Annotated in this window: 25 protein-coding genes and 3 pseudogenes; 7 read left to right on the forward strand and 21 right to left on the reverse strand. The window is 34.6% G+C overall.

What is annotated here, in order from left to right; genetic code table 11:
* The first annotated feature begins 106 nt into the window (after nucleotides 1–106).
* Nucleotides 107–1,306: a hypothetical protein gene (locus AB3H90_RS10850; protein ID WP_025479669.1), complete on the forward strand. Its 1,200-nt coding sequence runs from the start codon at nucleotides 107–109 to the stop codon at nucleotides 1,304–1,306.
* A gap of 334 nt (nucleotides 1,307–1,640) precedes the next feature.
* On the opposite strand, the gene AB3H90_RS10855 is transcribed toward AB3H90_RS10850, so the two are convergent.
* The 6 genes from AB3H90_RS10855 to AB3H90_RS10880 form a co-directional block, all read right to left on the reverse strand.
* Nucleotides 1,641–2,639, reverse strand: a complete 999-nt coding sequence (locus tag AB3H90_RS10855) for a DUF4767 domain-containing protein (protein ID WP_128427699.1) — start codon at nucleotides 2,637–2,639, stop codon at nucleotides 1,641–1,643.
* A 74-nt stretch (nucleotides 2,640–2,713) separates the two neighbouring features.
* The gene (locus AB3H90_RS10860) at nucleotides 2,714–3,010 is read right to left on the reverse strand and encodes a hypothetical protein (RefSeq protein ID WP_125179289.1); all 297 of its coding nucleotides are present in this window, start codon (nucleotides 3,008–3,010) and stop codon (nucleotides 2,714–2,716) included.
* Nucleotides 3,003–3,296, reverse strand: coding sequence for a Mor transcription activator family protein (locus AB3H90_RS10865; RefSeq protein ID WP_002296258.1), 294 nt, complete (start codon nucleotides 3,294–3,296; stop codon nucleotides 3,003–3,005). The genes AB3H90_RS10860 and AB3H90_RS10865 overlap by 8 nt, the downstream gene beginning before the upstream one ends.
* A gap of 145 nt (nucleotides 3,297–3,441) precedes the next feature.
* The gene (locus AB3H90_RS10870; protein ID WP_002312616.1) at nucleotides 3,442–3,993 is read right to left on the reverse strand and encodes a DUF1643 domain-containing protein; all 552 of its coding nucleotides are present in this window, start codon (nucleotides 3,991–3,993) and stop codon (nucleotides 3,442–3,444) included.
* A 173-nt stretch (nucleotides 3,994–4,166) separates the two neighbouring features.
* Nucleotides 4,167–4,466, reverse strand: a complete 300-nt coding sequence (locus AB3H90_RS10875; protein WP_002389983.1) for a 4'-phosphopantetheinyl transferase — start codon at nucleotides 4,464–4,466, stop codon at nucleotides 4,167–4,169.
* A gap of 26 nt (nucleotides 4,467–4,492) precedes the next feature.
* Nucleotides 4,493–4,801, reverse strand: coding sequence for a DUF960 domain-containing protein (locus AB3H90_RS10880; RefSeq protein ID WP_128427701.1), 309 nt, complete (start codon nucleotides 4,799–4,801; stop codon nucleotides 4,493–4,495).
* A 231-nt stretch (nucleotides 4,802–5,032) separates the two neighbouring features.
* On the opposite strand from AB3H90_RS10880, the pseudogene AB3H90_RS10885 reads away from it, so the two are divergent.
* Nucleotides 5,033–6,194 (forward strand): annotated as a pseudogene (locus AB3H90_RS10885) (IS3 family transposase).
* Here AB3H90_RS10885 and AB3H90_RS10890 read toward each other — a convergent pair.
* Nucleotides 6,178–6,771 carry a ParB/RepB/Spo0J family partition protein gene (locus AB3H90_RS10890; protein WP_002287856.1) on the reverse strand — a complete coding sequence of 198 codons (594 nt, stop codon included), beginning with the start codon at nucleotides 6,769–6,771 and terminating at the stop codon, nucleotides 6,178–6,180. The pseudogene AB3H90_RS10885 and the gene AB3H90_RS10890 sit on opposite strands and share 17 nt — an antisense overlap.
* Nucleotides 6,772–7,163: 392 nt before the next feature.
* Here AB3H90_RS10890 and AB3H90_RS10895 point away from each other — a divergent pair, with 392 nt between their 5' ends.
* Entirely contained in the window at nucleotides 7,164–8,600 is a 1,437-nt protein-coding gene (locus tag AB3H90_RS10895; protein ID WP_081125809.1) for a DNA-binding protein, read from the forward strand.
* 164 nt (nucleotides 8,601–8,764) lie between these two features.
* Here AB3H90_RS10895 and AB3H90_RS10900 read toward each other — a convergent pair whose 3' ends face one another.
* Both AB3H90_RS10900 and gadC read right to left on the reverse strand, forming a co-directional pair.
* Nucleotides 8,765–10,165, reverse strand: a complete 1,401-nt coding sequence (locus AB3H90_RS10900; RefSeq protein ID WP_002287852.1) for a glutamate decarboxylase — start codon at nucleotides 10,163–10,165, stop codon at nucleotides 8,765–8,767.
* A 12-nt stretch (nucleotides 10,166–10,177) separates the two neighbouring features.
* Complete coding sequence (gadC, locus tag AB3H90_RS10905; RefSeq protein ID WP_002287851.1) at nucleotides 10,178–11,689, reverse strand: glutamate:gamma-aminobutyrate antiporter; 1,512 nt, start codon at nucleotides 11,687–11,689, stop codon at nucleotides 10,178–10,180.
* Between the two features lie 456 nt (nucleotides 11,690–12,145).
* Here gadC and AB3H90_RS10910 point away from each other — a divergent pair.
* A pseudogene (locus AB3H90_RS10910) lies at nucleotides 12,146–12,672 on the forward strand (transposase); the annotation flags it as partial.
* Nucleotides 12,673–12,826: 154 nt separating this feature from the next.
* Nucleotides 12,827–13,402 carry a thymidine kinase gene (locus AB3H90_RS10915; protein ID WP_002287847.1) on the forward strand — a complete coding sequence of 192 codons (576 nt, stop codon included), beginning with the start codon at nucleotides 12,827–12,829 and terminating at the stop codon, nucleotides 13,400–13,402.
* Between the two features lie 42 nt (nucleotides 13,403–13,444).
* Here the strand turns inward: AB3H90_RS10915 and AB3H90_RS10920 are convergent, their stop codons facing one another.
* Nucleotides 13,445–13,612 (reverse strand): hypothetical protein, encoded by a 168-nt coding sequence (locus tag AB3H90_RS10920; protein ID WP_154067201.1) that lies wholly within the window; start codon nucleotides 13,610–13,612, stop codon nucleotides 13,445–13,447.
* On the opposite strand from AB3H90_RS10920, the pseudogene AB3H90_RS10925 reads away from it, so the two are divergent.
* Nucleotides 13,608–13,811 (forward strand): annotated as a pseudogene (locus AB3H90_RS10925) (IS256 family transposase); the annotation flags it as partial. The gene AB3H90_RS10920 and the pseudogene AB3H90_RS10925 sit on opposite strands and share 5 nt — an antisense overlap.
* 172 nt (nucleotides 13,812–13,983) lie before the next feature.
* On the opposite strand, the gene AB3H90_RS10930 reads toward AB3H90_RS10925, so the two are convergent.
* The 5 genes from AB3H90_RS10930 to rlmH all read right to left on the reverse strand — a co-directional run bounded on the left by AB3H90_RS10930 (nucleotide 13,984) and on the right by rlmH (nucleotide 18,269).
* The gene (locus AB3H90_RS10930; protein ID WP_002287845.1) at nucleotides 13,984–14,376 is read right to left on the reverse strand and encodes a hypothetical protein; all 393 of its coding nucleotides are present in this window, start codon (nucleotides 14,374–14,376) and stop codon (nucleotides 13,984–13,986) included.
* Between the two features lie 427 nt (nucleotides 14,377–14,803).
* Complete coding sequence (locus AB3H90_RS10935) at nucleotides 14,804–15,496, reverse strand: hypothetical protein (RefSeq protein ID WP_002287844.1); 693 nt, start codon at nucleotides 15,494–15,496, stop codon at nucleotides 14,804–14,806.
* A gap of 299 nt (nucleotides 15,497–15,795) precedes the next feature.
* Complete coding sequence (locus AB3H90_RS10940) at nucleotides 15,796–16,965, reverse strand: IS256-like element ISEfa13 family transposase (protein WP_081202196.1); 1,170 nt, start codon at nucleotides 16,963–16,965, stop codon at nucleotides 15,796–15,798.
* Between the two features lie 70 nt (nucleotides 16,966–17,035).
* Nucleotides 17,036–17,587, reverse strand: a complete 552-nt coding sequence (locus AB3H90_RS10945) for a PD-(D/E)XK nuclease family protein (protein WP_010723382.1) — start codon at nucleotides 17,585–17,587, stop codon at nucleotides 17,036–17,038.
* 202 nt (nucleotides 17,588–17,789) lie between these two features.
* On the reverse strand, nucleotides 17,790–18,269 hold the full coding sequence (rlmH, locus tag AB3H90_RS10950; RefSeq protein ID WP_002317110.1) for a 23S rRNA (pseudouridine(1915)-N(3))-methyltransferase RlmH: 480 nt from the start codon (nucleotides 18,267–18,269) through the stop codon (nucleotides 17,790–17,792).
* 452 nt (nucleotides 18,270–18,721) lie between these two features.
* On the opposite strand from rlmH, the gene AB3H90_RS10955 reads away from it, so the two are divergent.
* Nucleotides 18,722–20,008 (forward strand): S1C family serine protease, encoded by a 1,287-nt coding sequence (locus tag AB3H90_RS10955; protein WP_010737045.1) that lies wholly within the window; start codon nucleotides 18,722–18,724, stop codon nucleotides 20,006–20,008.
* Between the two features lie 57 nt (nucleotides 20,009–20,065).
* Here the strand turns inward: AB3H90_RS10955 and ytpR are convergent, their stop codons facing one another.
* From ytpR to AB3H90_RS10985, 6 genes are all read right to left on the reverse strand, one after another.
* Nucleotides 20,066–20,671, reverse strand: coding sequence for a YtpR family tRNA-binding protein (gene ytpR, locus AB3H90_RS10960; protein WP_010737044.1), 606 nt, complete (start codon nucleotides 20,669–20,671; stop codon nucleotides 20,066–20,068).
* 474 nt (nucleotides 20,672–21,145) lie between these two features.
* The gene (locus tag AB3H90_RS10965; protein ID WP_368016711.1) at nucleotides 21,146–21,925 is read right to left on the reverse strand and encodes a glucose-6-phosphate isomerase family protein; all 780 of its coding nucleotides are present in this window, start codon (nucleotides 21,923–21,925) and stop codon (nucleotides 21,146–21,148) included.
* A gap of 10 nt (nucleotides 21,926–21,935) precedes the next feature.
* The gene (locus AB3H90_RS10970; protein WP_063627580.1) at nucleotides 21,936–23,669 is read right to left on the reverse strand and encodes a class I mannose-6-phosphate isomerase; all 1,734 of its coding nucleotides are present in this window, start codon (nucleotides 23,667–23,669) and stop codon (nucleotides 21,936–21,938) included.
* Between the two features lie 38 nt (nucleotides 23,670–23,707).
* Nucleotides 23,708–24,127 (reverse strand): PTS sugar transporter subunit IIA, encoded by a 420-nt coding sequence (locus AB3H90_RS10975; protein WP_368016712.1) that lies wholly within the window; start codon nucleotides 24,125–24,127, stop codon nucleotides 23,708–23,710.
* Between the two features lie 22 nt (nucleotides 24,128–24,149).
* Nucleotides 24,150–24,977, reverse strand: coding sequence for a PTS system mannose/fructose/sorbose family transporter subunit IID (locus tag AB3H90_RS10980; protein WP_053766230.1), 828 nt, complete (start codon nucleotides 24,975–24,977; stop codon nucleotides 24,150–24,152).
* Nucleotides 24,978–25,781, reverse strand: a complete 804-nt coding sequence (locus AB3H90_RS10985; RefSeq protein WP_053766229.1) for a PTS sugar transporter subunit IIC — start codon at nucleotides 25,779–25,781, stop codon at nucleotides 24,978–24,980. It abuts the gene before it with no gap.
* Nucleotides 25,782–25,790 lie beyond the last annotated feature (9 nt).

Here is a 25,790-nt window from a genome sequence, read left to right on the forward strand (position 1 = left end):
AAATATGAAAAAGTATCTGTTAAAATAACAATATACCTTATATTTTGAACAATTTAATTTAATCACAGTCATCGTATTGAATCATCAGGCAGATGGTGGGCAATTGGTGGGCAATATATATTTTGAAAGGATGTTTATTATGTTTCATGTACTTTATGAATTTCAATTCGTTGAAATCGTTAAAGAATTTTTTGAATTACCTTATAAAAGTGACAATAGCTTAAGTTTTGATTCGGCTTTTCAAAACTGCGCGAAACCAGAATGGAATAAAATAAAAAATAGAAAACGAAATTTTACTAGCGTGGCGAAGCAAGAATTTGATTTCTTCAGGATTACAAATTCTCCAGAGTATGTACCAGCAAACAATAAAATTTTTTCCGAGGTAGGTTATATTGAACTTCTTAATAAATTTATGAAATACGCCATAACCTTTGATGACGTCACTATCAAGAAATTTTTTCAATATGAAGAATTCTCTAAGGACTTAATTTCAGAGTTAGTTAATTTCATGATGACACAATCTAAGCCTTATAAATTAACTAACGATGCACAATTTGTATTAGAGAAAATAGAATCGATTACTGATGATAATGGGATCTTTAAGCTTGGACAAATTGGTTGGTCACCACAGAAGTATTTAATTCCTCTTCTAAAAAAAGAGACAGAAACTCTCTCACTAATGAATATTTCCTCTATTTTAGCCGAATTATGGAGTACTAAAAAAATTGTTCCTTGTCCACTAGATCCCACTAAAATAAAAGAGAAAGAGAAGGAAAAAGAGAAAGTGGAAAAACAAGAAGAGGAAAACAATCATTCCAATCTGTATATAGAAGTAAATTTAGATTATCCGGAAGATGTTCCTTTTCCTAATGGAAATTATTACACACTCTATATAAAAAATAAGCGTAACTCTCTATATTATGGTGAATGGGATGGGCTAAAACATGTTGCTAAGGAAAAAAAAGGGATATTTAAAAAAGTAACAGGGGATTTATATCAAGAAATAGAAAAGATTAGAAAGAGTCAAGAAATTTCCGAAAAAAGTAAAACGTATATCATTGTTAATAAGAAAAATATGAGCATCATTCATTCGAATATCGAATTCTGGAGCTCCTTTAAAAATAAAATTCATACTGTTAAATCAAAATTATCAATGACCTTATCTCCAAATGAAATCATTCACTACCGTGTCTCAAAAACAAAAAATCTCAATACTTTAATTTTGCCTTCAAATTTGTGGGAATGGCAGCTCTTATCGCCAGAAATAGACTTAGATAGGCATCTATTTGAAACCGAAACTGAGTAATAATTAATTGACTATCTTAGCTGATACTTTACTGATATACCTAGTATTACATTAAGGTATCAGGGTACTTATAATGCATTTGCTTAGCTACTTTAATGTTACAAATAAACTTAATAGAGCCCCTACTAAGTTTTATTTAGCAGGGGCTCTTAATTATCACTCTTAATTACTTTTTCTAAGGATAAATGTGATTATACCCATGCATACCAATACATTGATACACGCTTCAATCCCTGTAAGTACGAAATTATTTTCTATACTAGTAACTTCATCAGAAATGTTTCTAATATTTCAGTACATATTTCTTTAAAACTACTATTCTCAGTCTATAATATTATTTAATCATTTGAAAATTGTTAGTCATTCCAACACGTTGAGAAATTCTTCCATCTGTATAAACACGGAATTGTTTTCCTCCATTCATTACCGTATTTCCAATATCATCAGTAGAAATATCAACTGGATAAAATTCTCCATTTTCATCTTGCATTAAATCTTTTCTATATTGGGTGGATTCAATAATATTAGTATTTGCTTCATTTTTATCTGGAGACTCATAAATCCATAACGCTTTATTATTTAGTACAGTTTCTTTAGCAGCTTCCCAACTTGAAATTCCTGAACTACTTGTAGCTTGTGTCGTTGTAGTTGTTGCTTGTTGAGTAGACTCTTCTACTACTGGAGTTTGGGGAGTTTGTCCATTAACGATATCTGTAAATCCTTGTTTTAGCTGTTGATTTTGAGTTTCGTTAAAGTACAAATAATTATTTTCATTACCTTGATTTTGTTGAGTGAGATAAACTTTAGGTTGTCCATTTTCAAAACCAAAGAAATATACGTGTTGTCCTAGGTATTCCCCAGTTTCTACATCAGAATAAACTGCTACTAAATTGAAATCTGCATGACCAGTTCCATCTTCTGACCATTGTACGGTAACTGGTGCTTCATTGATTGCCATTTTCCAATCGCCATTAATCACGGCTTGTGGTAAAGGAGTGCCATACAGACTTACATTATTCTGAAGATTGTAGCTTTTATATTCTTGACCTAATGTCTTTCCCCATTGTGTGACAAAAGTTTCTAATTTGGAAGCTTTATTCGTATCCCACAAAGTATTCTTAACCTCTTCAGAAGAAGATTCAGTGATTGAACTTGCACTTGTTTCCACAGATTGCTTCATTTCTGTTGTAGTTTGTTCAGTTGATTGCGTTTTACTTTTTTTTGTCTCAATTGTTGTATCAGTTTCTATAGTCGCTTTAGTCCTCGTATTCTCAGATGTACAACCAGTGAATAAAATTCCCATTCCTATTAGTAATAACAGCCATTTTTTCATTATATTTCCCCCTTTCAATTTCTCCCTCACGTACTTATTCTATCAGACAATTAATTGATCTAAATGGTAATCTTTTAATCGATTCTTTCCCAATAATGTCGATAGCCCGTATGGCAGCGGTCTCTTCCTTGAGGACTCTCAGATGGATTAAAACTAGTAGAAATTTCCCTTCCACATCCTCTACAGCGATAAGTTCTCATTATTTTTGGGCTATTAGTATTATTTTTCTTAGTTAGAGCTATGAGTCCAACTATGATTACCCCAACTGTCTTAATTACTTTTCCTTTATCTATATTCGGATGTGCAAGAATATACTTATATAACCAATATCCACCGTAAATTAAACCACCTAATACAATCAGCTTAGCCATGTACTCGTCTCCTTTCTTTTTGTTTAATTACTTTTTGAATCCATCTTGCAGAGAAACCATAAACTTCTGTCAATTGACGGATATCTACAGTTTTTTCCTGTTCTATCATGTTTTCGATTCTTTTTCTAACTAACTCACGATCGTACATTTTCATTGGAAAAGAAATCTGTTGCCCTCGAAAAGCAAGATAAAATTGATAGAGCAATTCTGAATCCAGTTCCATTTCCTCAAAAAAGTCATTCATACTTTTATAAGAGTTACTCAAACAAGTTTCATCAATCTCCATCTACACACCCCCTGTTATTTTTTACATAATGAAAATAGCATATTACTGGGTACATTGATAATTCATATAACATGTATCATCACATGTATTTTTAAAGTCAAAAAGCATGTAAAACTACTTATAAGTAACATGAGAAAATAAAATGTTATTTTTCTTGAAATAATAATTGACTATCTGCCAATTGCCATTCATTACGAACATGAATACTTAGTGGGTGGGATAACTTACCTTCTGCATTTATCAATACTTTGGTCATCTTCTTTTGTTTCGCACTCAATTGATCGTAAATAGTCTTTGCTTGTTCATAAGCCACTTGACTCGTCGCTGTAATCGAACCACAAGCAAAAATAATGGTATTGATTTTCTTTTCTGTAAAAACAGTTGTTAATATTTCCAAAGATTGTTCATCATTTCCACGAGGAAATACCCGAGGACTTTTCGCTTTTGTATACGAAAAAAGATTCACAGCAATAAAACCAGTAAATCCTAATTGTCGGATATTCTTTTCGATTAATAACATACTCAAATCATTCGTAAATGGTTCTGTATCTGTTGGACGAATAGTAATGACTACTGCTAATTTATCTTCCGCTTCTTTTCCTTTGATCGCCCATTGTCGTTTGAAAACATAGCGATGGGTATGATGAGGATCTCGCCAAACTTCTGTTTGTGTGGTCACTAATTCTTTTTCAATCATCTCTTTTTCTCCTATGCTAATTTTTGTTCAAGCACTTCAATTACCATTGCTGTTATAAGTGTCAATACTAGTTGAAAATATTTCATATTCTTTCTCCTTTTTTCTTCAGAATTTGATGAATCGCTGTAAGGATATCTTCTAAACATTTCGCAATCATTCTCAAATAATCGATCTTATTCATTGGTTCCTCCAATCTGACTCCAAACCAAACGTCCTTCTACCAGTAACCCGCGAACAAATTCTCGCTGGCTGGTAATATCTGTAATGAAATAAACTACATAGTCTTTTCCATCTTCTGGTGCGCAATAAATATAAAGATGTGTCATTACTAAACGTGGTAGAGTAACATCTTCAGGAAGCATACCCATTTCAATTTCCTCTTTTTCCATCGTAACGGATTCATAGCCCCACTCTTCAGGAGTAGTGACTAGCTGTGCACACTTTTCCAGTACTTCGATAGACGTTTCTAACAAGTCATTTCTCTCCTTTCTTTTAGATATTAGTATTCTTCTGGTAATAACATCGTTTGATACTCACCCGAATCAATGACCCATATTTTTTGAGACACTGATTTCAAACGAAGCTTAGGTGAAATCAGATACTCTTTTCTTTCTTCCGGTTCTTCTTGACGATGAACCAACTTTTGATTTCCTTTTTCCGTAGAAAATTCAAAAATTTGAAGATAGTCTAAAGGAAATTGCTTTTGAACGTTTTGATCGATTAGATTCCAACATAAAGCTTGTAATTCCACCGGCAAACTGTCCATTACTCCCTTTGTGATATAACGTTGTCCTTTATTTTGAAACATTTCTTTTCCCTCCTTTGCCATAAAAATAGCCCAATCTTCTATTAAAGAAGATTGGGCTTCATGGATATAATATATATTTGAATTTATCTCTATTTCATTGCTATATTATTTGTTTCAATTAACTGAATAGACATCACAACTAAACATAAGAAATGCTGGATAGGCTACAATTAACTAGACATAAAAATTAAGGTGTGTAGACTAGAAGAAAACATACCAGGAGGAATTTTTATGTCTAAGAGAACACGAAGAACTTTTTCACAAGAATTCAAGCAACAAATCGTCAATCTTTACTTAGCTGGAAAGCCACGTGTAGAAATCATTTGAGAATATGAACTAACGGCTTCAGCATTTGACAAATGGGTAAAGCAATCTAAAACGAGTGGTTCATTCAAAGAAAAAGATAATCTTACGCCTGAACAAAAAGAATTGTTAGAACTACGTAAAAGAAACCAGCAATTAGAAATGGAAAATGATATTTTAAAGCAAGCAGCGCTGATATTCGGACGAAGAGACAAGTAATCGATGCGAATAAGCATCTTTACCCTATATCAGCGATGTGCAGAATATTAGGTCTATCACGTCAGTCCTATTATTATCAATCAAAACCAAAGAAAGACGAATCAGAACTTGAAGAAGTAGTCGCTGAAGAATTTATCCGCAGCCGAAAGGCCTACGGCTCAAGAAAAATAAAAAAAGCCTTATCAAAACGAGGCATTCAGATCAGCCGACGAAAAATTAGTAGAATCATGAAAAATAGAGGATTAAAATCGAGCTATACTGTTGCTTATTTTAAAGTACATCATTCTACTTGCAATGAAGCCAAAACGACAAACGTATTGAATCGTAAATTCTTAAGAGACAACCCATTAGAAGCGATCGTAACAGACTTGACTTATGTACGAGTCAGGAAAAAATGGAATTATGTCTGTTTCATTTTGGATCTGTTCAATCGAGAAATTCTCGGCTATTCTTGTGGAGAACATAAAGATGCCGTTCTAGTAAAAAAGCATTTAGCCGTATCAAACAACCTCTGACAGAGGTTGAGATTTTTCATACTGATCGTGGAAAAGAGTTTGATAACCAAGCTATTGATGAATTATTAACAACTTTTGACATCAATCGATCATTGAGTCATAAAGGCTGTCCTTTTGATAATGCCGTAGCTGAATCAACTTATAAGTCGTTGAAAGTAGAATTTGTCTATCAATACACATTTGAAACCTTACAACAATTGGATTTGGAGTTATTTGACTATGTCAATTGGTGGAACCACCTTCGGTTGCACGGTACACTTGGCTACGAGACACCGGTTGGTTACCGTAACCAGAGATTGGCGCAGCGAATCCTTGATAATGAGCTCGGATGTGCTAACGCTAGCGAGGCAGTCTAACTTTAACTGTTAGCTCCTGCCGAAGATCGTCACATCCGAGGAGGCTCATTGTCAAGGACAATCGGAATAGCATACGGAAAGAAGTTCTGCACCTTATAAAATTTGTCAAAAAAACTGTTGCCATTCCACCAGACACTTGCTTAAAGCGAAAAATTTCTTCAATGTCCATGCCTAATTCTTTGGATATTCTCTTGTCTGACCATCCATTTTTTACTAATCTTTGGATGACAATTTCCATTCCTCTTATTTCATGGGTCCCTCTTGCACGATTGTGTCGAATTGTTGAAGCCATACGTTCTTCTATGGGTTTATCAATAACTGTTACCGGTACAACTTTTAAGTTGAGTCTTTCCTTAGCAACACGATACCTATGAAGCACATCAACCAAGATATACTTCTCTTCTTTTTCCTTGTAATAACAAACTAATGGTTGAGTAAAGCCATCTTCAATGATAGAAAGCTCCAATAAGTTCATTTCCGGAGACGCTACTCGATTGGGATTATAATCGTTCGCCTGTATTTTGGTAATTGGAACAAGCCGAACGTCCATCACAGGGAAAGTTATGTCTTTATTCATACGCTTGTATACCCTACTTTCTTAAAAAGTAGGGTATACTCAAGAATCCGATTAATTATCTTCTCAATTTGGATAATATATCTCATCAGTCTTCTTGTCACTTTATCAACATGATTTTGCTGCAAAATGGGATACCGACAGTACTGGACTGGTAATCAGGATAAAAGCAAAAATAATTAATTTGTATCCTAAAAAATCCATAAAAATTCTCTCACATTTTCGGGTATTAATTCGAGAATCACACCTATAAATTTATTACTATATAAGGGATACTTAAACCAAATACCCCATCTAATTATTTTATAATTTATATTTTTGATTCAATATATTACAGGACTATTCCGATTGGTAGAGTTATAATAGTTATGTATAAAATGACTAGGAGGAGTACTATGTTGGAAACCTATCTGGAGAAAAGTATTTTTCGTCAAGTTTACATTTGTGAGCAATTACACGAAAAAGGGACCATTCAGATTCGCGAAATAGCAGATCAATTGAACGTTTGCCCACTCACTGTCACTAACGACTTGGAATGCATTACCGACATACTCCATCAGCAAATTATTTCAGTGGAGAAATCTAGAAGTAGCTTTACAGTCGCATTCGACTCTTCGTTTTCGAGGTTGGCACTCACTCAACTCATCTATCAGCGCTCTGACTTTTTCAATGTACTAGGACATTATTTATCAGGGGAACACAATTGGAGTAATATAGCTGATACTACCTTCATTTCGTTAAGCAAAGTTTACAACTTACGAAATGAGTTGATTAATTTTTTTAAACAAATGCAGTACTTAAATGCTGATGGCCATTTTGAAATTCCTGAAAAGGATTATCGAAGTTTGTTACTAACGATAATCTATGAGACAAATCGGACAGAGTTGATCCAGCTAAATAAATCAATTATTCAAAGCGGTCAACAATTGATTGATTATGTAGAAAAACATTTTTTTTCAAGAAGTTACCCTACAGTTGAAAAACAATTTATTTTATTAGGTATCGCTATCGGTTTGCAGAGATCTAAGACTAACCCAATATATTTTAGTCAGGAAGAAAAAAGAGTTGCCCGACATACTCCCTTGTTTCAGCTAATACAGAAAGGATTAGAGCAACTTTCTTTCTCTTTATGTCATGACGAAGATGAATGCCTTTATATCTACTTTCTATTCAACTCTAGAAATTATCTATGCGATAACTTTGAATTGTTACAAAAAGACTTGAACGTTGTTTATCAAAACCATGTAGCAGATAACCCTTTGGTGATTGAGCTCAGTCAAAAACTTATCTTATCTCTGAATATATCTGAAGAAAATCAGATACTTTTTGATAAAGCACTTCTCCCGTTTATCCGCTCACTTTGGGCTGATATTCAGATATTTCAACCTGATAAGACTTACTTGTTAAATGAAGAGCAACGCGCTTTGTACTTAGAAGTTCATGAAATTCTTGAACAATGGCGAAAACAAAACAATTTATTTCTGCGTTGGAATGAGAATTCTATTCGTAAACTAACCATTAGTTTAAGTCTTTTAAATGAGCATAAACGGAAATCTCCAATTGAAGTGTTCATAGTAGCTCCGTCAGACTTTAGGTATTTATACTATCGACAACAGTTAGAAGACATTTTGGGAAAACACTTTTCTATTAGTAATATCATTTGTAAACAACTTAGAGAAATAGTAGACGACACTTTCTTTTGTACTCAGCGGATTATACTTTGCGATAGTTCTTTATACCAAGAAGGCTTAGGTAGTGAGAAAACAATTATATATCCGATTACTTTTCAAACAATTCATACTGTTATCGATCAATTGAACAAGCAAATTTGACTGAACTACTTACAATAAGAGTAATGATGAATAGAACAACAGCTAAGATTGAGAGTGTAACAAATGAATATCATATATTTATTCAAATAGATTTAAGGAGCTGTGTGGTAATCACAACTCCTTTTATTAGTTAATTAACTTCTTTTATATTTCTCTGAAGAATTTTAGTGAGTAAAGCCGTACGTTTTCACATCCTGTTTTTTATGATAAACAATATGAGCTTTATTCAACTCTTCAATTGCTTGGTTCATATCTTGTACATAATCACCAGCCATGTTCATTCCAAAGTCTGCTCGAACAACTAAGCGTTGAATAATTAATTGATCCAAGTCTTTAGGTAATGGGTAGGCTGGGACTTGCCATCCCTTCATTAACAGACGATCAGATAAATCATATAGTGTCCATTCGCGATTGGGATCTTCTTTCAGCTTATAGCACACAACTGGCAATTCTGATCCATCATTAATGATTTCAAAAATACCAGTTTTTTCGATCTCTTTGGCTAAATAAACAGCAACATCATGAGTTCTTTGGTGAATATCACGATAACCATCAAAGCCATAGCGTACAAAGTTGTAGTATTGCCCAATTAGTTGTGCTGCACTATGAGAGAAGTTGATAGCCATAGTTGGCATTTCTCCACCTAAGTAACTAACTTTAAATACTAATTCTTCTGGTAAGTATTGTTGGTCACGCCATAAGACCCAACCCACACCTGGATATACCAAACCATATTTGTGACCTGAAGAATTAATTGAGATAACATTTTTCAATTGAAAATCCCAAACTAGATCAGGTTCAGTAAATGGTGCATAAAAGCCACCCGATGCAGCGTCAACATGAATGTATACTTTATAGTCAGTTTGTTTATTGTGAGCTTCAACTAAATCATTCAGACCCTTGATATCATCATAACGACCAGTGTAAGTAATACCCATAATACCTACAATACCAATTGTGTACTCATCCACATAATCCATGACAGTATCTAGATTAATTGACATATGTTTTTCATCCATTGGGACTTCTCTCAGTTCCACATCCCAATATACACAGAATTTTTCCCAACAAACTTGGTAACCAGAAGAGATCACCAGGTTAGGTTTTTTTGCTTGAATATCAAGACCTAATTTTTCAGCACGTTTACGCCAAGCAAATTTCATGGCCATACCACCCAGCATGCAGGCTTCTGAAGAGCCGATCGTTGAAGTTCCCATGAATTTTTCATTATTTGGAGCATGCCATAAATCAGCAATCATATTTACACAGCGGTTTTCAATTTCCGTTGTTCGTGGGTATTCTGATTTATCAATTGCATTTTTTTCTAACGTTTGGGTCATCAATTTCACTGCTTCAGGTTCCATATACGTTTGACAAAAAGTAGCTAAGTTTAATCGCGCATTTCCTTCATCCAACATCTCGTCTTGTACTAATTGATAAGCAATTCGTGGTTCAATGGATTCTTTGTTTAACTTATATTTAGGCAAGTCAACATCCTCACTTGCAGAGCCAAAAATTGGTTCCAAATAGTTTTTTTCTTCTTGATTATCTTTTCCGTATAACATAATGAATTCCTCCTAATGTTTTAAAATATGTTCATCATTTTTTGTAACGTGGTGCTCTCCTCTAGCAGCTGGATAAACAGCGGGATTAACGTCTTCAGCTTTCACGTGAGTAGGTTCCTCAATAGTTGTGTGAGCACTTTTATCATGTACTTCATAAATGATAAAAGGTAAAAGAACAGTCACTACAAAGCTAATAAGTAGTATGATTTGGTATGTTCGGTGCTCACTAGCTGCAATTGAAGCTGGTGGTACAAAAGAGATAAGCAATGCGAACACTGATAAAATAAAACCAATTCCACCGATAATCGTTTTGCCAACAGTTTTTCCTGGTACATTGTAAGTTCGTTTTAAGTCTTTTTTCTTAAAAACTAATACAAAGTAACCTAGGAAAAATAGTAAATATCCTACGAGATAAATGACAACAGTTAAGGAGATTGCTACTAAGAATGATAAATTGTTGCCTCCTCCACCAAAAGTTAAGACTGCTGCCCAAATAGTAACGATAATTCCTTGTATCATAATCAACGGAACTGGAACGTCTTGTTTATTAGTTTTCCGGAAGAAAACTGGTAACAGACCTCGCTGAGCAGCTGCGAACATCCCTCGTGATGGACCAACTACCCAAGAACTAACTTCACCCATAACGCCACAGGCAATCATGAGAGCAATCACTTTTACCAACCAATGTAAATGACTGTTAAAATGTAAAATAAGCGTTTCAAATGTTTGGATTACACCAGCACTGAGAGACAAGTCATGTTGTGGAATAACCGCTGCTACTGAGAAACCGCCGATTGCATCTAAGGCGATGGCCAAAATCACTAGTAAAAACATTGCCAATGGGTAGTTTCTTTGGGGATTTTCCAGCTCATTAATATGTGATGCTGAAGCTTCTACGCCCATATAAGCCAATATAAAAGATACAAATACTACTAAAGTTGAAAGCTGAGAAAAGTCAGGAATAAAAGCTTTCGCATTAATAGCCATTTGAATCGGATTACCGCCGATAAAGTAGGCTGCTGCTAAACCAAAGAGAATGATCGAAGGAATAACAATTCCAATGACAAATCCTGCTTTAGCAATTTTAGCGGTACGATTGGTCCCGCCCAACTGTGAAAAAGTCAGTACCCAGAAAATGACTAATACACCAATAAACTTGATAAATGGATCTGTATTAAGCTCTGGAAAATTAATTACATACGACAGCGCTCCTAGTATGAAGTAGATCATTGTAATAAAACCTACTGTAATTTGAAACCATTGGAAAAAAATAGCTGCAAAACCAAAACGTTCTCCTAAAGTTTGACTAACCCAACTGAAAATCCCACCATCTTTCCATCCTTCAACTGTTGCCATTTCTGCAGCACATAAAGCAACTGGTAGAAACCATAAAATACCTCCCAAAAGAAGAAAGAAAACCAAATGTAATTGTGATGTTGCAAAGGTCGGATACTCATAAACAGTCAAAACCATGGAAGCTGTCAGGGCAAAAAAACCGAATAGAGATAACTTTTTTTTATTCATATTATTACTTCCCTTTCCTATTTAATTTGTCATTCCTACCAAGGTTATGGAAAATCGCTTATTTGAGCTTGCATTATTTTGTCCACCTCTTTTCTACAAGACAAAGTATAGCAAGCAAAATTCTTCTCCACTTCCAGAATTTTTTATTTTCATTTTTAGAAAAGTGAAAAAACTGACAACAAAAGCTTGTTTCTTTCACTCTATTAATATCTTTAGTGAAAAAGCTCGTTTTATATCGTATTCTTCCAGCGAATGTACTTCTCATAAGTCCAAAAAAAGCTGCGAAAAAGAAAGTACCTCGGTACCTACTTTTTCGTAGCTGCACATAACTTGAGCAAGTATTAATCGAAGATACTTTTGTTGAGAGTGTAAAATATTTTGTGTAAATAGAAAAAAGGAAGTCCCTTCTGTAGAATAGAGTTACCACAACACATTCACAGAAAAGAGGACTTCCATATGAACGATTTTACTACAGAAATCCTAAAGACTCTAGCGAACAAAGGCGATTTGAATGGATTATTCCGTGTCCATTTGGAAAAAGCTGTCAATACGCTTCTCAAAACGGAGTTAACGGCTTTCCTCGATTACGAAAAGTACGATCGCATTGGTTTTAACACGGGTAATTCTCGTAACGGCTCCTATGACCGTACGGTCAAGACCGAGTATGGGGAACTTCATCTCCAGATTCCGCGCGACCGCAATGGCGAGTTCAAGCAACAGACTGTTCCTGCTTATAGACGGACGAATGACACATTAGAGGAGACCGTCATTCACCTCTTCCGAAAAGGTATTACCATGTCGGAAATCGCAGACTTGATTGAGAAAATGTATGGGCATCACTACACGCCCCAAACCATGTCCAACATGACTAAAGTGCTGACTGAAGAAGTAAATGCATTTAAAGTTAGAACTCTAAATGATAAGTATGTCGCTATTTTCATGATTCCTTCAGTTTTTCAGATGATATACCACTCAAAAAACAATATGAGAGATGTTCAGGAATACCATCTCTAATGGCTTATAAATTGGTTTTAGGGATAGTAGATGTTATAGACATATCAAGGAATAAACGAGCAGCTGCATAAAAGCAGATGGAATTAAGGAATAATTGAATTGTAAAAGAAGGGAATAAATTTAATGGCACAATTATTTTACAGATATGGAACAATGAATAGTGGAAAGAGTATTGAGCTACTGAAAGTGGCTCATAATTATGAAGAACAAGGGAAGAGAGTTATCATAATGACAAGCGCAATAGATACTCGATCAGGATTTGGAAAAGTTGAGAGTCGTATAGGTGTTTCGAAACCAGCTATTGCAATTACTTCTGAAATGGATGTGTACGGAGAATTAGTGGAGATTATTGATCAGTACGGAAAAGTTGATTGTATTTTGGTCGATGAGTCTCAATTTTTAAGTAGAGAGAATATTATTGATCTATCACTTATCGTAATGAATGAGGAAGTACCAGTAATTTGCTATGGATTGAAGAATGATTTTCAAAATAATCTCTTCAAGGGATCCGAAGCATTATTGACATTTGCTGATAAAATTGAGGAAATTAAAACTATTTGCCATTTTTGCAATAAAAAGGCTGTAATGAATGCTCGTATTGTTGATGGTATTCCAGTTTATTCAGGTGAACAGATTGTAGTAGGAGGTAATGAAGATTACCTTTCGGTATGTCGCAACCACTACTACAACGAAGATTGAAATAAAAAACGTGTAATCAAATAATTGATTACACGTTTTTTATTATTCTGTTAAAGGTTGAGGATCAGAAATTTTTAGGTATCTATAATCCTCACCTAAAAATCCGTTAAAACGAAGTAAAACATCATGACCATTTAAATCAGTTGGAACTAAAATTGGAATTAATTTATCAACAGTAGTTTTGTTGTAAAGTTCAAAAGTGTTCTCCATTCCTTCTGGTTCTACAATCGAATCTTTCAATAAACAAATCAAGAAATACAGCCGCAGAAAAGAGCAGTTTCAAAATGAAGAATCACTAGAGCGTTTCCTAGTATCCATCTTTGATACATACAATCAAAAATTCTTAAATAGAAGCCATAAAGGCTTCCAACAAGTGACGGATACATTAGCTTCAATGTTTACTGAGTAACCCATTATTTTGCAGAAGGACGAGTTATTTACACAAAATTATTGACGCTCCCTGTTTGGAGTGGTAAAAAGATTGAGAAATTGTTTCATTAGCTATTACGATTATTATTGTAATATATTTTTATTGAAAATCAAAATTAAAATAATTCACTGTAAAAACAGGATTATTTTTTCTATTTTGGTAAGTCAACAGGAACATAGTTTTCAATTGATTCAATTGACTCATTTTCAATAATCTGATCCATAAATCCAGGGCAAATATTACCAGACAAATTATAAAACCTGCTTTCTTCTTCAGTCACTAAATTTTTAAATTCTTTTTCAGTTATAATAGCTCCAGTTTTCAAATTTTTATAGTATTTTGGTTTTTTTTTCAGATTTATTTTACTTTCTTCATATAGTTCGTAGCTGACAAAATAACCATGAGACAACTTTCGCTTAATAACTTCATTGCAATTTGGACAACGTATAGGCATTTCTTTTTTTCTATGTTTTACAATATTTCTAACTTCCTCATAGTAAAATAATGTACCACAATTAGAACACGTCAATCTATCATCTAACATAATAATCCCTCCAAATAAACATTATTAGTTAAAGTAAAATGAAAAATAATTGATTTACGTGTCTTTATTATAAATATGAAGTCAAAAAAAATCACCTATATTTTTTACTTAAAAGAAAAAATATAGAATTACAAGTCGTTCAAAAGTTTAATCACCTGTTATTATTACTAACTAGTTTCCATATGTTATCATCATAATTACTTCTTGATAATAATTCATATTACAAAATTATTCGGTACCTTTTGTCAAATCGAAATTTTCATATCAATAATAAGCGAGAATAATAAAAAGACTACTCTTTCGAGTAGCTATATACTGATGTCATCAAAAATAGAAAAGGAAACGGTGTTTAGATTGTATAATATTATGACATTTATATTCTATCTCATTATCTCCAAACATACCATTTGTTAAATTAAAACTATATCTATTGGATTGTATGTTCATTTACAATTTGTTGTGCTTTATTTGCGGTATCCTCTACATCATTTTTAGCTTTTTGAAGCTTTTCAATGTAATTATTCAAACTACTATTTTTTGACTTTTCTTCTTCTAGCTTTTGCTGAGTAGCTTGCAGTTGATTTTGAATGTTATTTTTTTCACTCAACATTTGATTAATTTGCTGGTTTAAACTATTAATAGTAGATTGTTCTTCATTAAATTTGTTCTTTTCATTTTGTAAACGATTATTCCAATCGCTATTTAATCGATTTATTTCAGCTACTTTTTGGTTAATTTCGTCTATTTTCGCATTAATTTCATTTTGTTTTCCTTGCAATTCAGAGTCTTTTGCTGACAATTGATTTTCTAAATTAGTTTTCTCTGATACTAATTGATTCTTGTCGTTTTCTAAAGATGCCACTTTTTGTTTGGAAACTTCAATATTAGTTCTTAGTTGTTCAAGAGTTTGGTTGTTTGAAGACAATTGTGAATTTAAAATACTAATTTTTTGCTCTTTATTTTCTAGAGCTGTGTCTAATATAGTTAAATTGTTGTTGATCTTTTCAATATTATCTTCCCCTCCCCATAATAAAATATTATCAGCATATTGCTTTCCGGAGAAAATTACTAACATCAATCCTATAATTACTCCAGCATTAATAATAATCTTTTTTCTCACTTTTATCTTCTCCTTCAAAAAATTTCCTTAAATAAGTTATTAAAAATTATTTTCTTCGTCAAGCTTTCTTTAGACACTTTCTGTTTTTTGTCTAAAAAATTATTTAAAAAGGATAGAGAAATTCAATTCTAAAACTATTTACTACAACTAATTTATTTATGTATCAATATTTTTTTACATTTTTTTATAAAAAATAACCACCCGAAGGTGGCTGAAGAATAAGCTTTTATTTGTAAGTTTACAGAATAGGTTGTGTCAATAATTATGTGTAAATGGAAAAGCCCATTCTGTTGATCAAGTTAAAACATTGATTCTAATGTATCATGTATTTCTTTAAAACCTTTATGAACTCGGCATAGAAACTTTTGATTATAGTTGTTGAATTGAGATACTAGAAATCTCTCCAGAGATTCTTCATTAGGAAATTGCTCTTTTCTTTTGGTATATTTCTTTAATTGTTTGTTAAAACCTTCAATCAAATTAGTTGAATAAATAGTTCTTCTGATTGACGGAGGGAAATTATAAAAGGTTAATATAGCAGGATTCATGAGCAATTTAACCACTCGTGGATACTGCTTTTTCCATTTATCTATCATAAACCTTATTTGATTATTTGCTTCTTCTTTTGAACTTGCTTGGTAAACTAATTTGAAATCGCTACAGATTTCTTGTCGATCACTAACACGAACCTTATGAGCGATATTTCTAGATATATGGACACAACATTGTTGAAATTGAGCATTTGGATAAACACTATGAATACTATCGTCAATACCACTTAAACCATCTGTTACGACTAACAAAACCTCTTCTAAACCACGGTCTTTTAGATCTTGAAGAATCTCTTTCCAAACATAAGCAGATTCAGTTGGAGCTATAGTAAATCCTAGAACCTCTTTAGTTCCATCCAACCTGATACCAATTACTATATAGACAGCTTCTTTTGATACGGTTTGTCTTTTTAAGGGAATATGAGTAGCATCCATAAAAATGACTGAGTATTTAGCTTCTAAAGTTCTTTCTTTAAATGCCGAAACATCTTCAGACACAATTTTACTCATATTTGAAATAGTTTGTGGTGTGTAATAATGACCATACATTTTTTCGATTAGATCAGAGATTTCGGACATAGTAATTCCTTTTTGAACTAGCTGAATAATAGTGGTTTCTAAAGAGTCATTGGTTCTTTTATAAGCAGGTAAAGTTTGTTGAGAAAAGTCTCCATTCCTATCTCTAGGTATTACTAAATTCAATTCACCGTACTCTGTTTTAAAAGAGCGCGAATAATTCCCATTACGGGAATTACCTGAATTAAATCCAGCTCTATCATACTTTTCATAGTCAAGAAATACCGTTAATTCAGCTTGTAATAAAGCGTTAATAGCCAATTCTAGGTGACGACGAAACAAATCATCCAAATCACCTTTATTGATTAGTATTTCCATAATTTCTGTAGTAAAATCGTTCATATGGAAGTCCTCTTTTCTGTGAATGTGTTGTGGTAACTCTATTCTACAGAAGGGACTTCCTTTTTTCTATTTACACAAAATATTTTACACTCTCTTCAACGATATTCTTGTAAGTAATTATGCCCCAACTAGGATTTGTGGGTTCATTTCCATCTGGAGTTAAAAAAACAAAAATTTTTTTATAGTTAGAATAATTGCGTTCTATATATATTTGGTATTTATTAAGTTGCCCTCCAGACTCCGAAGACAGAATTTTATTTTCGATGCACACCACTATTTTATTTTTTTCCGATACCAATAAAATATCAATATTCTTATTTTCTCTGTAAACAATTAAATCTTCATAGCTATTAAGTAAAGCATCAAAATAATTGATAGCAGCTTTGGTATCATCATTAGAATCTATATACCTTTTCAAAAACATTTTAAAAAACTCATCAGATAAATTGTGGATTTCATTTGGAGCAAACAAAAAAGCTAAAAAATTACTATGTCTTATTTCATTTTTAGATAGCTTAAGTATCTGAAATATATTTGCTTTCCCAGTCCATTTAGATAGCCTTTCTTCAATATCATCCATATCCTCCAATAGATTTTTTAAACACTTTTTTTCATCTATCATATTTTTTCTCCTTGCCATTATTCTAACTAAAATTTTACGTATTTGTTTCTATGTCTACATTATCTTTTTAACAGTATCTATTTTTCTTTTGCAACTTACTTGGCTACCAAAGCAAATAAAAAAGTTATTTATAAATTTCTCCCTACCACTACCTATTGCTATTATTTAAAATAGGGATAATTTTTTCTCTTAAAAAATATCATTATTTGTGGTATGGAGCACCCGCATTGATTCGAAAAGCACGGTAGATTTGTTCGACGAGGATCAAGCGCATGAGTTGGTGGGGGTAGGTCATTTTTCCAAATGAGATTTGGGCGTTGCTGCGTTTCATGACGGCTTCGCTTAAGCCGAGTGAGCCACCGATGACAAAGGTGATCTGGCTTTTCCCTTGGATTCCTAGTTGGTCGATTTCTTTGGCGAAAGCTTCACTGGTTGGATTTTTCCCTTCGATTGCTAGTGCGTAGACGTATTCTTGTTCTTTGATTTTGCTCAAGATCCGCTCGCCTTCTTTTTCTTTGACTTGGCGCATTTGAGCTTCACTCAAGTTCTCAGGTGCTTTTTCATCGGGGACTTCGATTCGTTCGATTTTAGCGTATGCTTGCAGCCTTTTGACGTATTCATTGATTCCTTGGATCAAGTATTTCTCTTTTAGTTTACCGACTGAAATGATTTTGATATTCAATTGCTTTACTCCTTCATTTTTCCTCTTCATTGTTCGTTGTTCGTATTTCCTTCTTTTCTATTATAACGAAATGTTTGCTAAAAGAAAAAGCGAGTTATTTTTTATTTATTTAAAGATTCCCACATAGTTATGCACATCATCCACAGGTTTATCCACAGAAAAGGCGATGATTCTGGCTTATTTTATAAGTATTTCTTAAGCAAACGTATGTTTTGCACCGATTTATCCACGTTGTCCACATCTTGTGGATAAAAAAGGGTATTGTTTTTCTGCGAGTTTTCCGCTGATTTCTACACAGGATTTGTGGAAAACTTTTTTCTTATTTTTTCATCTGAACGCAATGATTTTTCCTAAAGTTTTTCATAAAAAGTTCATAGTCTCCAAGTAGACTAATCTTAACAAATAAGTCTATACTTAGAGATAGAAGAAAATGATAAATGGAGGCAGATCACATGGAGAGAAAAGATGTGACACCAAAAATGAAAAAGAATAATGGAATCTGGCGTAAGCTGGGTCTAGGCTTAGTCGGTGGAATTATTGGGGGCTTGGTAACGGCTGGTATTTTTTATGCTGTCATGGGTTCTGGAAACGCAGCGTCAAATTCGGGTGGTCATCAAAATTCAGCGGGCGAAACTGTCGTTGAGAATGTCAAAGTCAATGTCGATTCAGATATTACGAATGCGGTCGATAAAGTCCAAGATGCGGTGGTATCTGTTATCAATCTTCAAAGCCAAAATCAAGGGACCAACGGCTTCGGTCAATTATTTGGCCAACAACAACAAGAAAGTTCTGATGATAGCAATCTAGAGGCTTCTAGTGAAGGTAGTGGTGTCATCTACAAAAAAAGTGGCAATTCCGCTTATATCGTAACGAATAATCACGTAGTAGAAGGACAACAAGGACTAGAAGTTTTATTAAAAGATGGAACAAAAGTCAAAGCTGAATTAGTCGGGACGGATGCTTATTCTGACTTAGCTGTTTTGAAAATCAGTGCAGATAAAGTGAACAAAGTTGCTTCATTTGGTGACTCTAATTCATTGAAAGTAGGTGAACCGGCGATCGCAATTGGTTCTCCTCTAGGTTCTGAATATGCCAACTCTGTGACTTCGGGGATCATCTCTTCATTGAATCGCCAAGTAACCAGCACGAACGAGTCAAATCAAACGGTCAATATCAATGCGATCCAAACAGATGCTGCGATTAACCCTGGTAATTCTGGTGGTCCATTAGTTAATATTGAAGGTCAAGTGATCGGGATCAATTCAAGTAAAATTGCAAGTACTTCTGCTTCTTCATCAGGTGTAAGCGTGGAAGGAATGGGCTTTGCGATCCCAAGTAACGATGTAGTAAATATTATCAACCAACTTGAAAAAGATGGAAAAGTAACCCGTCCTGCTCTAGGGATCACAATGGTTGACCTTTCAGCCGTTTCAACCCAACAACAAGAACAAATCTTGAAAATTCCTGAATCTGTGACAAATGGTGTGATTGTTACCAGCGTTCAACCGGCGACACCTGCAGAAAAAGCTGGCTTGAAACAATATGATGTCATTACAAAAATCGATGATACTGATGTTTCTTCTGGTGTAGAATTACAATCTGTCTTGTATCAGAAAAAAGTCGGCGATTCAGTGAAGGTCACTTACTATCGCGGAAAAGAAAAGAAAACAACAACGATTCAATTAACAATTGATCAATCCGCATTAAAACAAAGTCAATCAGAGAACTCTGGTAACTAATAACTAATTTCCTATACAAAAACAGCACGGTTGCTCGGCAACTGTGCTGTTTTTTGCTTATTTTGGAAATGCTTCGCCAATCACTGCATCTTCTGGTAAAACAAGGATCCCTTTTTCTTTCGGTGCATCTGGTAATTGTAATTCTTTTGCCGAACAAATCATTCCGTGACTTTCAACCCCACGTAATGTTCCTGGCCAAATCATCATTCCATCAGGCATCATAGCTCCTGGTTTGGCAACAACGACTTTTTGTCCTGCTTCAATGTTCGGAGCGCCACAAACGATTTGTAAGACTTCCTCTTTACCTACTTGTGTTTCAGTGATCGATAAGTGATCAGAATCAGGATGTGGTACGCAAGTTTTGACGTAGCCAACAACGATTTTTGGTTCATTTTCTTCTGTTAACGTTTCTTCAAAACCAGCTTCTTTGATCAAGCGGTTCAACTGTGCAATTTGTTCTTCTGTTAGTTTGACTTGTCCGTTACCTTCGATCGTAAGATGGTCGGAGATATGGAAAAAATTCCAGCCAACGATTTGTCCTGTTTCATCTTTGATTTGAGCAACATTCCATTTACGGATGACCGTATTTTCGGTTCCATTGTCATTTGAGACGATGACCATCAAGGTATCTCCCACGTGCGCTTTATTATAAGCAAAAATCATGTTTTTTCCTCCATTATCCTTTGCTGACATTTATCTTAACAAAAAAATGGTTTTTATGCATGAGTTTTTTTTCATTCATCAACCTATATGTAGATTGGGGACTATAGATAAAGTCATCAGTAAGGTTTCTTTTTTTGACTTCCTATTTTAAAAATGATCGAGAGAGAAGATTCCTATTTTCTTTAATAGGACTTTTTCATTAAATAGATGGACTCAGTATAAAACAATGGATTACTTACGGTTCCAGCTCTTATGTATAAACTTTTATCGTCCTTCGACAAAAAACTCTTTTCAATCTACTATGTAGTTGGTCACCACGTAGCAATTTATCGAAAAGAGTTTTACTCAAGCTATTTTATTTGGAGTCGCATCCATTTTTGTTACTTTGCACATTTTATGAATGAATCAGTCTACAATCGCTAACCCTATAAATGCCTATATATAGTTTTCACCAAAAAGTAACGGATATTTAGCTCATGGAATAAAGTCTTCCCACTGTTGTTTGTAGTTTTCTGGATGGCTAACAAAGTTGAAAAGATCTGGATTCTGTTCATATTGATAATAGATGGGTATCCTTTTTTTAAGACCAAATTCGTGATATTCTCTGGGCTTTTTGATGAGCCATTCCGCAGAAGTGTAATGATCATTTTTCTTCCAAACCAGGTTGTTTCTATGGTCAAAAATAGGCACAAAAGCGAATCCTTGTTGCTTTTTTAGAACTGTATAATCGAAGGCATAATCTCGGACACACCAAGCACCGAAACACATAGTTAGTTCTGTCGAAGCATTGATCGTACAGTGTCCCCATCCTGGTGGAACAATGACGATGTCCCCTTTTCTTGCTTCAACGGCGTAACATTTTCCAGCGTTTTTTTCGAGGTTTTCTTGCATATAGATCAGAGCCTGTCCCTCTAAGATCTCGAATACTTCTGGGGTGGACATGTGACTTATTTTCGAAATTGCATGTCGGTGTCCCTGACTTTTGATCGGTTCATTTCCAAGTTTACCAGCAGCATATTCGACTATGCCATATAACAAACCTTTTTGTTGAAGGGCATGTTGATCTTTCTTTTTTCCTATATCCATTGCGATCGTATAAACGATTTCTGGTCCGGAAACATGATCATTCAATAAACTATGACGAATATCTGCTAAATATCTGTGTTCTACTCCCACTGGTCCAAACATGTCCTCGCTGTAAACAAAACGTTTCTTTTTTTGATCAAAAAAGACATTCAACTCATGTTTTTCCATAAAACACCTCTTATAATCCTCGGATAAATGCTTGGATCACAGCCACTTTTTTAGTAGGGTCTCCTTGATTGACCAGTTTGTATTCTTTTAGTTGTTCTGGAACAATAAATGTTTCTCCATAATTGACATTGAAAGGTTCAAAGGCTCCCGTCAGACTTTCAACGGTAATTTTTTCTCCCTCCACTAAGTTCAGCATATTAACACTTTCCTTGGTTTTAACTTCTACCATATCTGAAAACCAATATCTTCGCGTCTCAATCAATTCCAGCTCGTTCAACCCAGTCTTTTCGATTATGCTATTGTCGGTTTCTTCGATCACTTCGATTTGATTGATCAAGTTTTCTTTTACCCAATTAGTGTCATAATCAATTTGGACATTTTTTTCCCCGTGTTTTAAATGGACAGGACGTGGTATCCCATCTAGTCCGACACGTTCCCAATCCCATAATTTAAAGGTAAAGATATAGGGTGTTTGGCTAATTTCTAATACAACTGTCTCTGGTCCGCCACAATGAATCGTCCCAGAAGGAATCGAATAATGGTCATGTTTTTTTACTGGGAAACAATTGATATATTTTTCATCTGGAAAGCGAAAATCACCTGTTGCTGCTTTTTTAAGATCTGCAAATAATTCATTTTTACTGATCCCTTCTTTGACACCTAAATAAATCGTTGATCGTTCATTGGCATCAAGTATATAATAGCTTTCATTTTGAGTATAATGCATTCCAAATTTTTCTTGGATGTACTCGACCATTGGATGAACTTGCAGACTGAGATTTCCTCCACCCACAGTATCTAGATAGTCAAAGCGGATTGGAAATTCTTTTCCAAAACGGGCCCGCACCTTTTTCCCAAGCAATTCGTCTGGAAATTGGTGAACTGCATTGATCGCAGGTATCTCGATTACCGTAGCCCCAAAACGCAAAAGTAAACTGTTTTCTTCTGGAACGCCGTCAAACGCCCATCCATAATTCTCAGCGGAAGGATCCAGATTAAACTGCTCTTTCATCCACTGGCCACCCCAAACGCTCGCATCAAAATAAGGAACTAACCGAAATGGCTGGGAGACTACCTCAGATAAGGCTTGACGATAATCTTTTCCTGAAACCATTTTTGGTTCATTTTTTTTATTGGTATCTAAAAGAAAATCAATATCATTGTATAATTTTTGTTTCAACCGATCTGCCATTCTCCATTCAAAAAAATAACCCCGTTTGAATTTTCTCAATGCATCCTCTTCTTCATTGGCTCCTCGCCAGTTGGGCATCCCTTTTCTGAAACGCAGTTGGATCTCCCATCTAGTTAAATCTGCATAAACTAAAGTTGTTGGTTCTTCTACTAAAAGAGAAGCTCCTGTTCCATATACAATCACAGGTTGTTTTGTGTTTGCTATCTTTTTTTGTAATTTTTCCCGTTCATAGCTCGGGAAAAACTCGGTCAATTCTGCATGGGACATCACGCCAAAAACGCGATCCTCAGTTAATGTCTTTTGAATCATTTCCGTCACTGTTTCTGCATCATAAGCATAGTCATCTGATCGGATCAGCAAATAATCATGACATTCTTTTCTAAGAGCGTCTTCTATTTCATCAAGATCAACTCCTGGATAGCACTCGATAACTATCCGTTGCTCTGTATTGTCTGTACTGTTTTTTCGCAATTGTTTAAAAATTGACTCATAGCCTTCCCAAGTGTCTGAATAATTTTTAATCGTTGTTTCTGGTTTCAAATTATAAGCCATGTTGTCTCTCCTTTTTGTCATATTGTCATAACATTAAATCAGAAAAACTCTTCCTCATTCTCTTCCTCGTCCAACATATCGACAATACTTTCTTGCCCCGTTTTGATCGCATCCTGAGCGAGTTCTTCGCTGGTTTTATTTTCCCTAGACAAAATTGTATCTAGAACCATTGCTAAATTCATCCCAGAGTACATCTTGAACAATAAATTTTCAGACACGGCAATGTCTAATGCATTTGCTCCAGGCGATCCAGAAGGTATATCACTAATGATGATCCATTCTGTTGTTTTCTTTGCTTGATGGATTGTCTTCTTGATTAATTTACGGTAATTCTCGATCCCATCTGCATTTAATTCCACAGCATAAAAGTTTGCTTGTTCACCCGCAATAAATTCGGTTGCTTTTTTCATTCCTTCCGCAAGTCCAGAATGGCTAACTAATAAAACATTGATTTTCATTTCATCATCCCTTTACCAAGTATTAAAAGAATTGTGCGATGCCTACGCCGATAAAAGAAACTAAAAAGTATAAGCCAATCAGTTTCAGTGGCGATACTCCTTTTTTAGCCATCAAAAACCAAGAAAGAATAACTAGTAATAATGGAAGCAGACTTGGGAAGATCCCATCAATCAAACTTTGAATGTCAATAGACGCTTCACTCATTTTGATGACGATCGGCAACTCTAATTTCACATAACTAGCCGCAACACCACCGATCACGATTACGCCAAGAACAGAAAATGCTTGAGTGATCTGTTGGGCTTTTTTCCCTACGAATACATCGACAGATTCGGCCCCTAATTCATAGCCTTTAAAAAATAAAAAGCGTGTTCCTGCGATAATAATTGCATTGAAAGAAACAATGTAGAAAATCGGACCAAGGATATTTCCGCCAGCACCTAGCCCCATTCCTATTGATAATAAAATGGGAATCAGCATTCCTGGAATCATGGAATCTCCAATACCTGCGACTGGTCCCATCAAACCGACTTTCAAGCCGTTAATAAATCCATCATCGATTTCTTCTGCTCCCAACGCTCGTTGTTCCTCTAATCCACACACCACACCATTGATCAATGCGCCTACTTGTGGTTCTGTATTATAAAAAGCAGAGTGTCTTTTAAGTAATGCTTTCTTTTCTTCAGGATGATTTTTGTATAGTTTTTCTGCAATAGGCTCCATCGAATAAGCAAACCCGAAAGCTGCCAGAAATTCGAAACTCATTGCGACCAGATTGTACATCATCCATCTTACATAGGCTTTGTTTAGTGTTTTTTTATCTAATAATTGATAGGTCTGCTTTTCCATTTAAAATTCCTCCTCTTCATATCCGCCATCCGCTGCCATGGCTTCACTGCCATTATTGTTTGAAATTGCTTGATAATAGATATACGCTACGACACCCGCAACCACTGCCAAAGCAATCATATTCAATTTCAAAAACACAACACAGATGAAACCGAATACAAAGAAGAGTAATAAGATGTTTTCTTTTACAACAGCTGTCAAAAGCATTACGATCCCAATCGCTGGTAGCGCTCCGCCTAGAACACTCATCACATCGATCAAATATTGTGGCATACTTGCCAACAGTTGGGAAGCAAAGGAAGAACCAAAGTAAACCACTAAGAAACATGGGATTGCTCGCAATGCAAAGTTGAGAATTTGTGGTCCGACAACCGTATTGACAAAAAAGCCCCGATTATCTTTTTCTTCTATCGCTTTTTCCGCTCTGTGGTTCCAAAAAGAGTTTGCTACTTGATAAAAATTGAAAACGATCGTTCCAATTACACCAATTGTGGTTGCCATTGTCACTGCTACTTCTGTCGAAGAACGTGATAAAATCGCTAACGCAATGGCTGGATAAGCCACGAAATTTAAATCAGCTGGCATTTGCCCACCTGGTGTAACCAATGCGATATAAACAGCTTGAACAGCAATACCAATAATAATTCCTTGTTTAACATCTCCTAAAATCATTCCAACTAAGAAACCTGAAACCAATGGTCGTGTCAACGTATACCAACCACCGGTAACACCGAACAGCCAAGGTGTACTCAAAGCGCCCAAATAACATAGGATCGCAATCATTGATGCTTGAAAAAATAACATATTTCTCCC

The sequence above is a fragment of the Enterococcus sp. C63 genome, from assembly GCF_040887215.1.
GTDB lineage: Bacteria > Bacillota > Bacilli > Lactobacillales > Enterococcaceae > Enterococcus_B > Enterococcus_B hirae.

Bases quoted from the DNA above. Each gene is read 5' to 3' on its own strand.
- AB3H90_RS10855 (WP_128427699.1), bottom strand. From the start codon at position 2,639: ATGAAAAAATGGCTGTTATTACTAATAGGAATGGGAATTTTATTCACT.
- AB3H90_RS10860 (WP_125179289.1), bottom strand. From the start codon at position 3,010: ATGGCTAAGCTGATTGTATTAGGTGGTTTAATTTACGGTGGATATTGG.
- AB3H90_RS10865 (WP_002296258.1), bottom strand. From the start codon at position 3,296: ATGGAGATTGATGAAACTTGTTTGAGTAACTCTTATAAAAGTATGAAT.
- AB3H90_RS10870 (WP_002312616.1), bottom strand. From the start codon at position 3,993: ATGATTGAAAAAGAATTAGTGACCACACAAACAGAAGTTTGGCGAGAT.
- AB3H90_RS10880 (WP_128427701.1), bottom strand. From the start codon at position 4,801: ATGTTTCAAAATAAAGGACAACGTTATATCACAAAGGGAGTAATGGAC.
- AB3H90_RS10890 (WP_002287856.1), bottom strand. From the start codon at position 6,771: ATGAATAAAGACATAACTTTCCCTGTGATGGACGTTCGGCTTGTTCCA.
- AB3H90_RS10895 (WP_081125809.1), top strand. From the start codon at position 7,164: ATGTTGGAAACCTATCTGGAGAAAAGTATTTTTCGTCAAGTTTACATT.
- AB3H90_RS10900 (WP_002287852.1), bottom strand. From the start codon at position 10,165: ATGTTATACGGAAAAGATAATCAAGAAGAAAAAAACTATTTGGAACCA.
- gadC (WP_002287851.1), bottom strand. From the start codon at position 11,689: ATGAATAAAAAAAAGTTATCTCTATTCGGTTTTTTTGCCCTGACAGCT.
- AB3H90_RS10915 (WP_002287847.1), top strand. From the start codon at position 12,827: ATGGCACAATTATTTTACAGATATGGAACAATGAATAGTGGAAAGAGT.
- AB3H90_RS10920 (WP_154067201.1), bottom strand. From the start codon at position 13,612: ATGGAGAACACTTTTGAACTTTACAACAAAACTACTGTTGATAAATTA.
- AB3H90_RS10930 (WP_002287845.1), bottom strand. From the start codon at position 14,376: ATGTTAGATGATAGATTGACGTGTTCTAATTGTGGTACATTATTTTAC.
- AB3H90_RS10940 (WP_081202196.1), bottom strand. From the start codon at position 16,965: ATGAACGATTTTACTACAGAAATTATGGAAATACTAATCAATAAAGGT.
- AB3H90_RS10945 (WP_010723382.1), bottom strand. From the start codon at position 17,587: ATGATAGATGAAAAAAAGTGTTTAAAAAATCTATTGGAGGATATGGAT.
- AB3H90_RS10955 (WP_010737045.1), top strand. From the start codon at position 18,722: ATGGAGAGAAAAGATGTGACACCAAAAATGAAAAAGAATAATGGAATC.
- ytpR (WP_010737044.1), bottom strand. From the start codon at position 20,671: ATGATTTTTGCTTATAATAAAGCGCACGTGGGAGATACCTTGATGGTC.
- AB3H90_RS10965 (WP_368016711.1), bottom strand. From the start codon at position 21,925: ATGGAAAAACATGAGTTGAATGTCTTTTTTGATCAAAAAAAGAAACGT.
- AB3H90_RS10970 (WP_063627580.1), bottom strand. From the start codon at position 23,669: ATGGCTTATAATTTGAAACCAGAAACAACGATTAAAAATTATTCAGAC.
- AB3H90_RS10975 (WP_368016712.1), bottom strand. From the start codon at position 24,127: ATGAAAATCAATGTTTTATTAGTTAGCCATTCTGGACTTGCGGAAGGA.
- AB3H90_RS10980 (WP_053766230.1), bottom strand. From the start codon at position 24,977: ATGGAAAAGCAGACCTATCAATTATTAGATAAAAAAACACTAAACAAA.
- AB3H90_RS10985 (WP_053766229.1), bottom strand. From the start codon at position 25,781: ATGTTATTTTTTCAAGCATCAATGATTGCGATCCTATGTTATTTGGGC.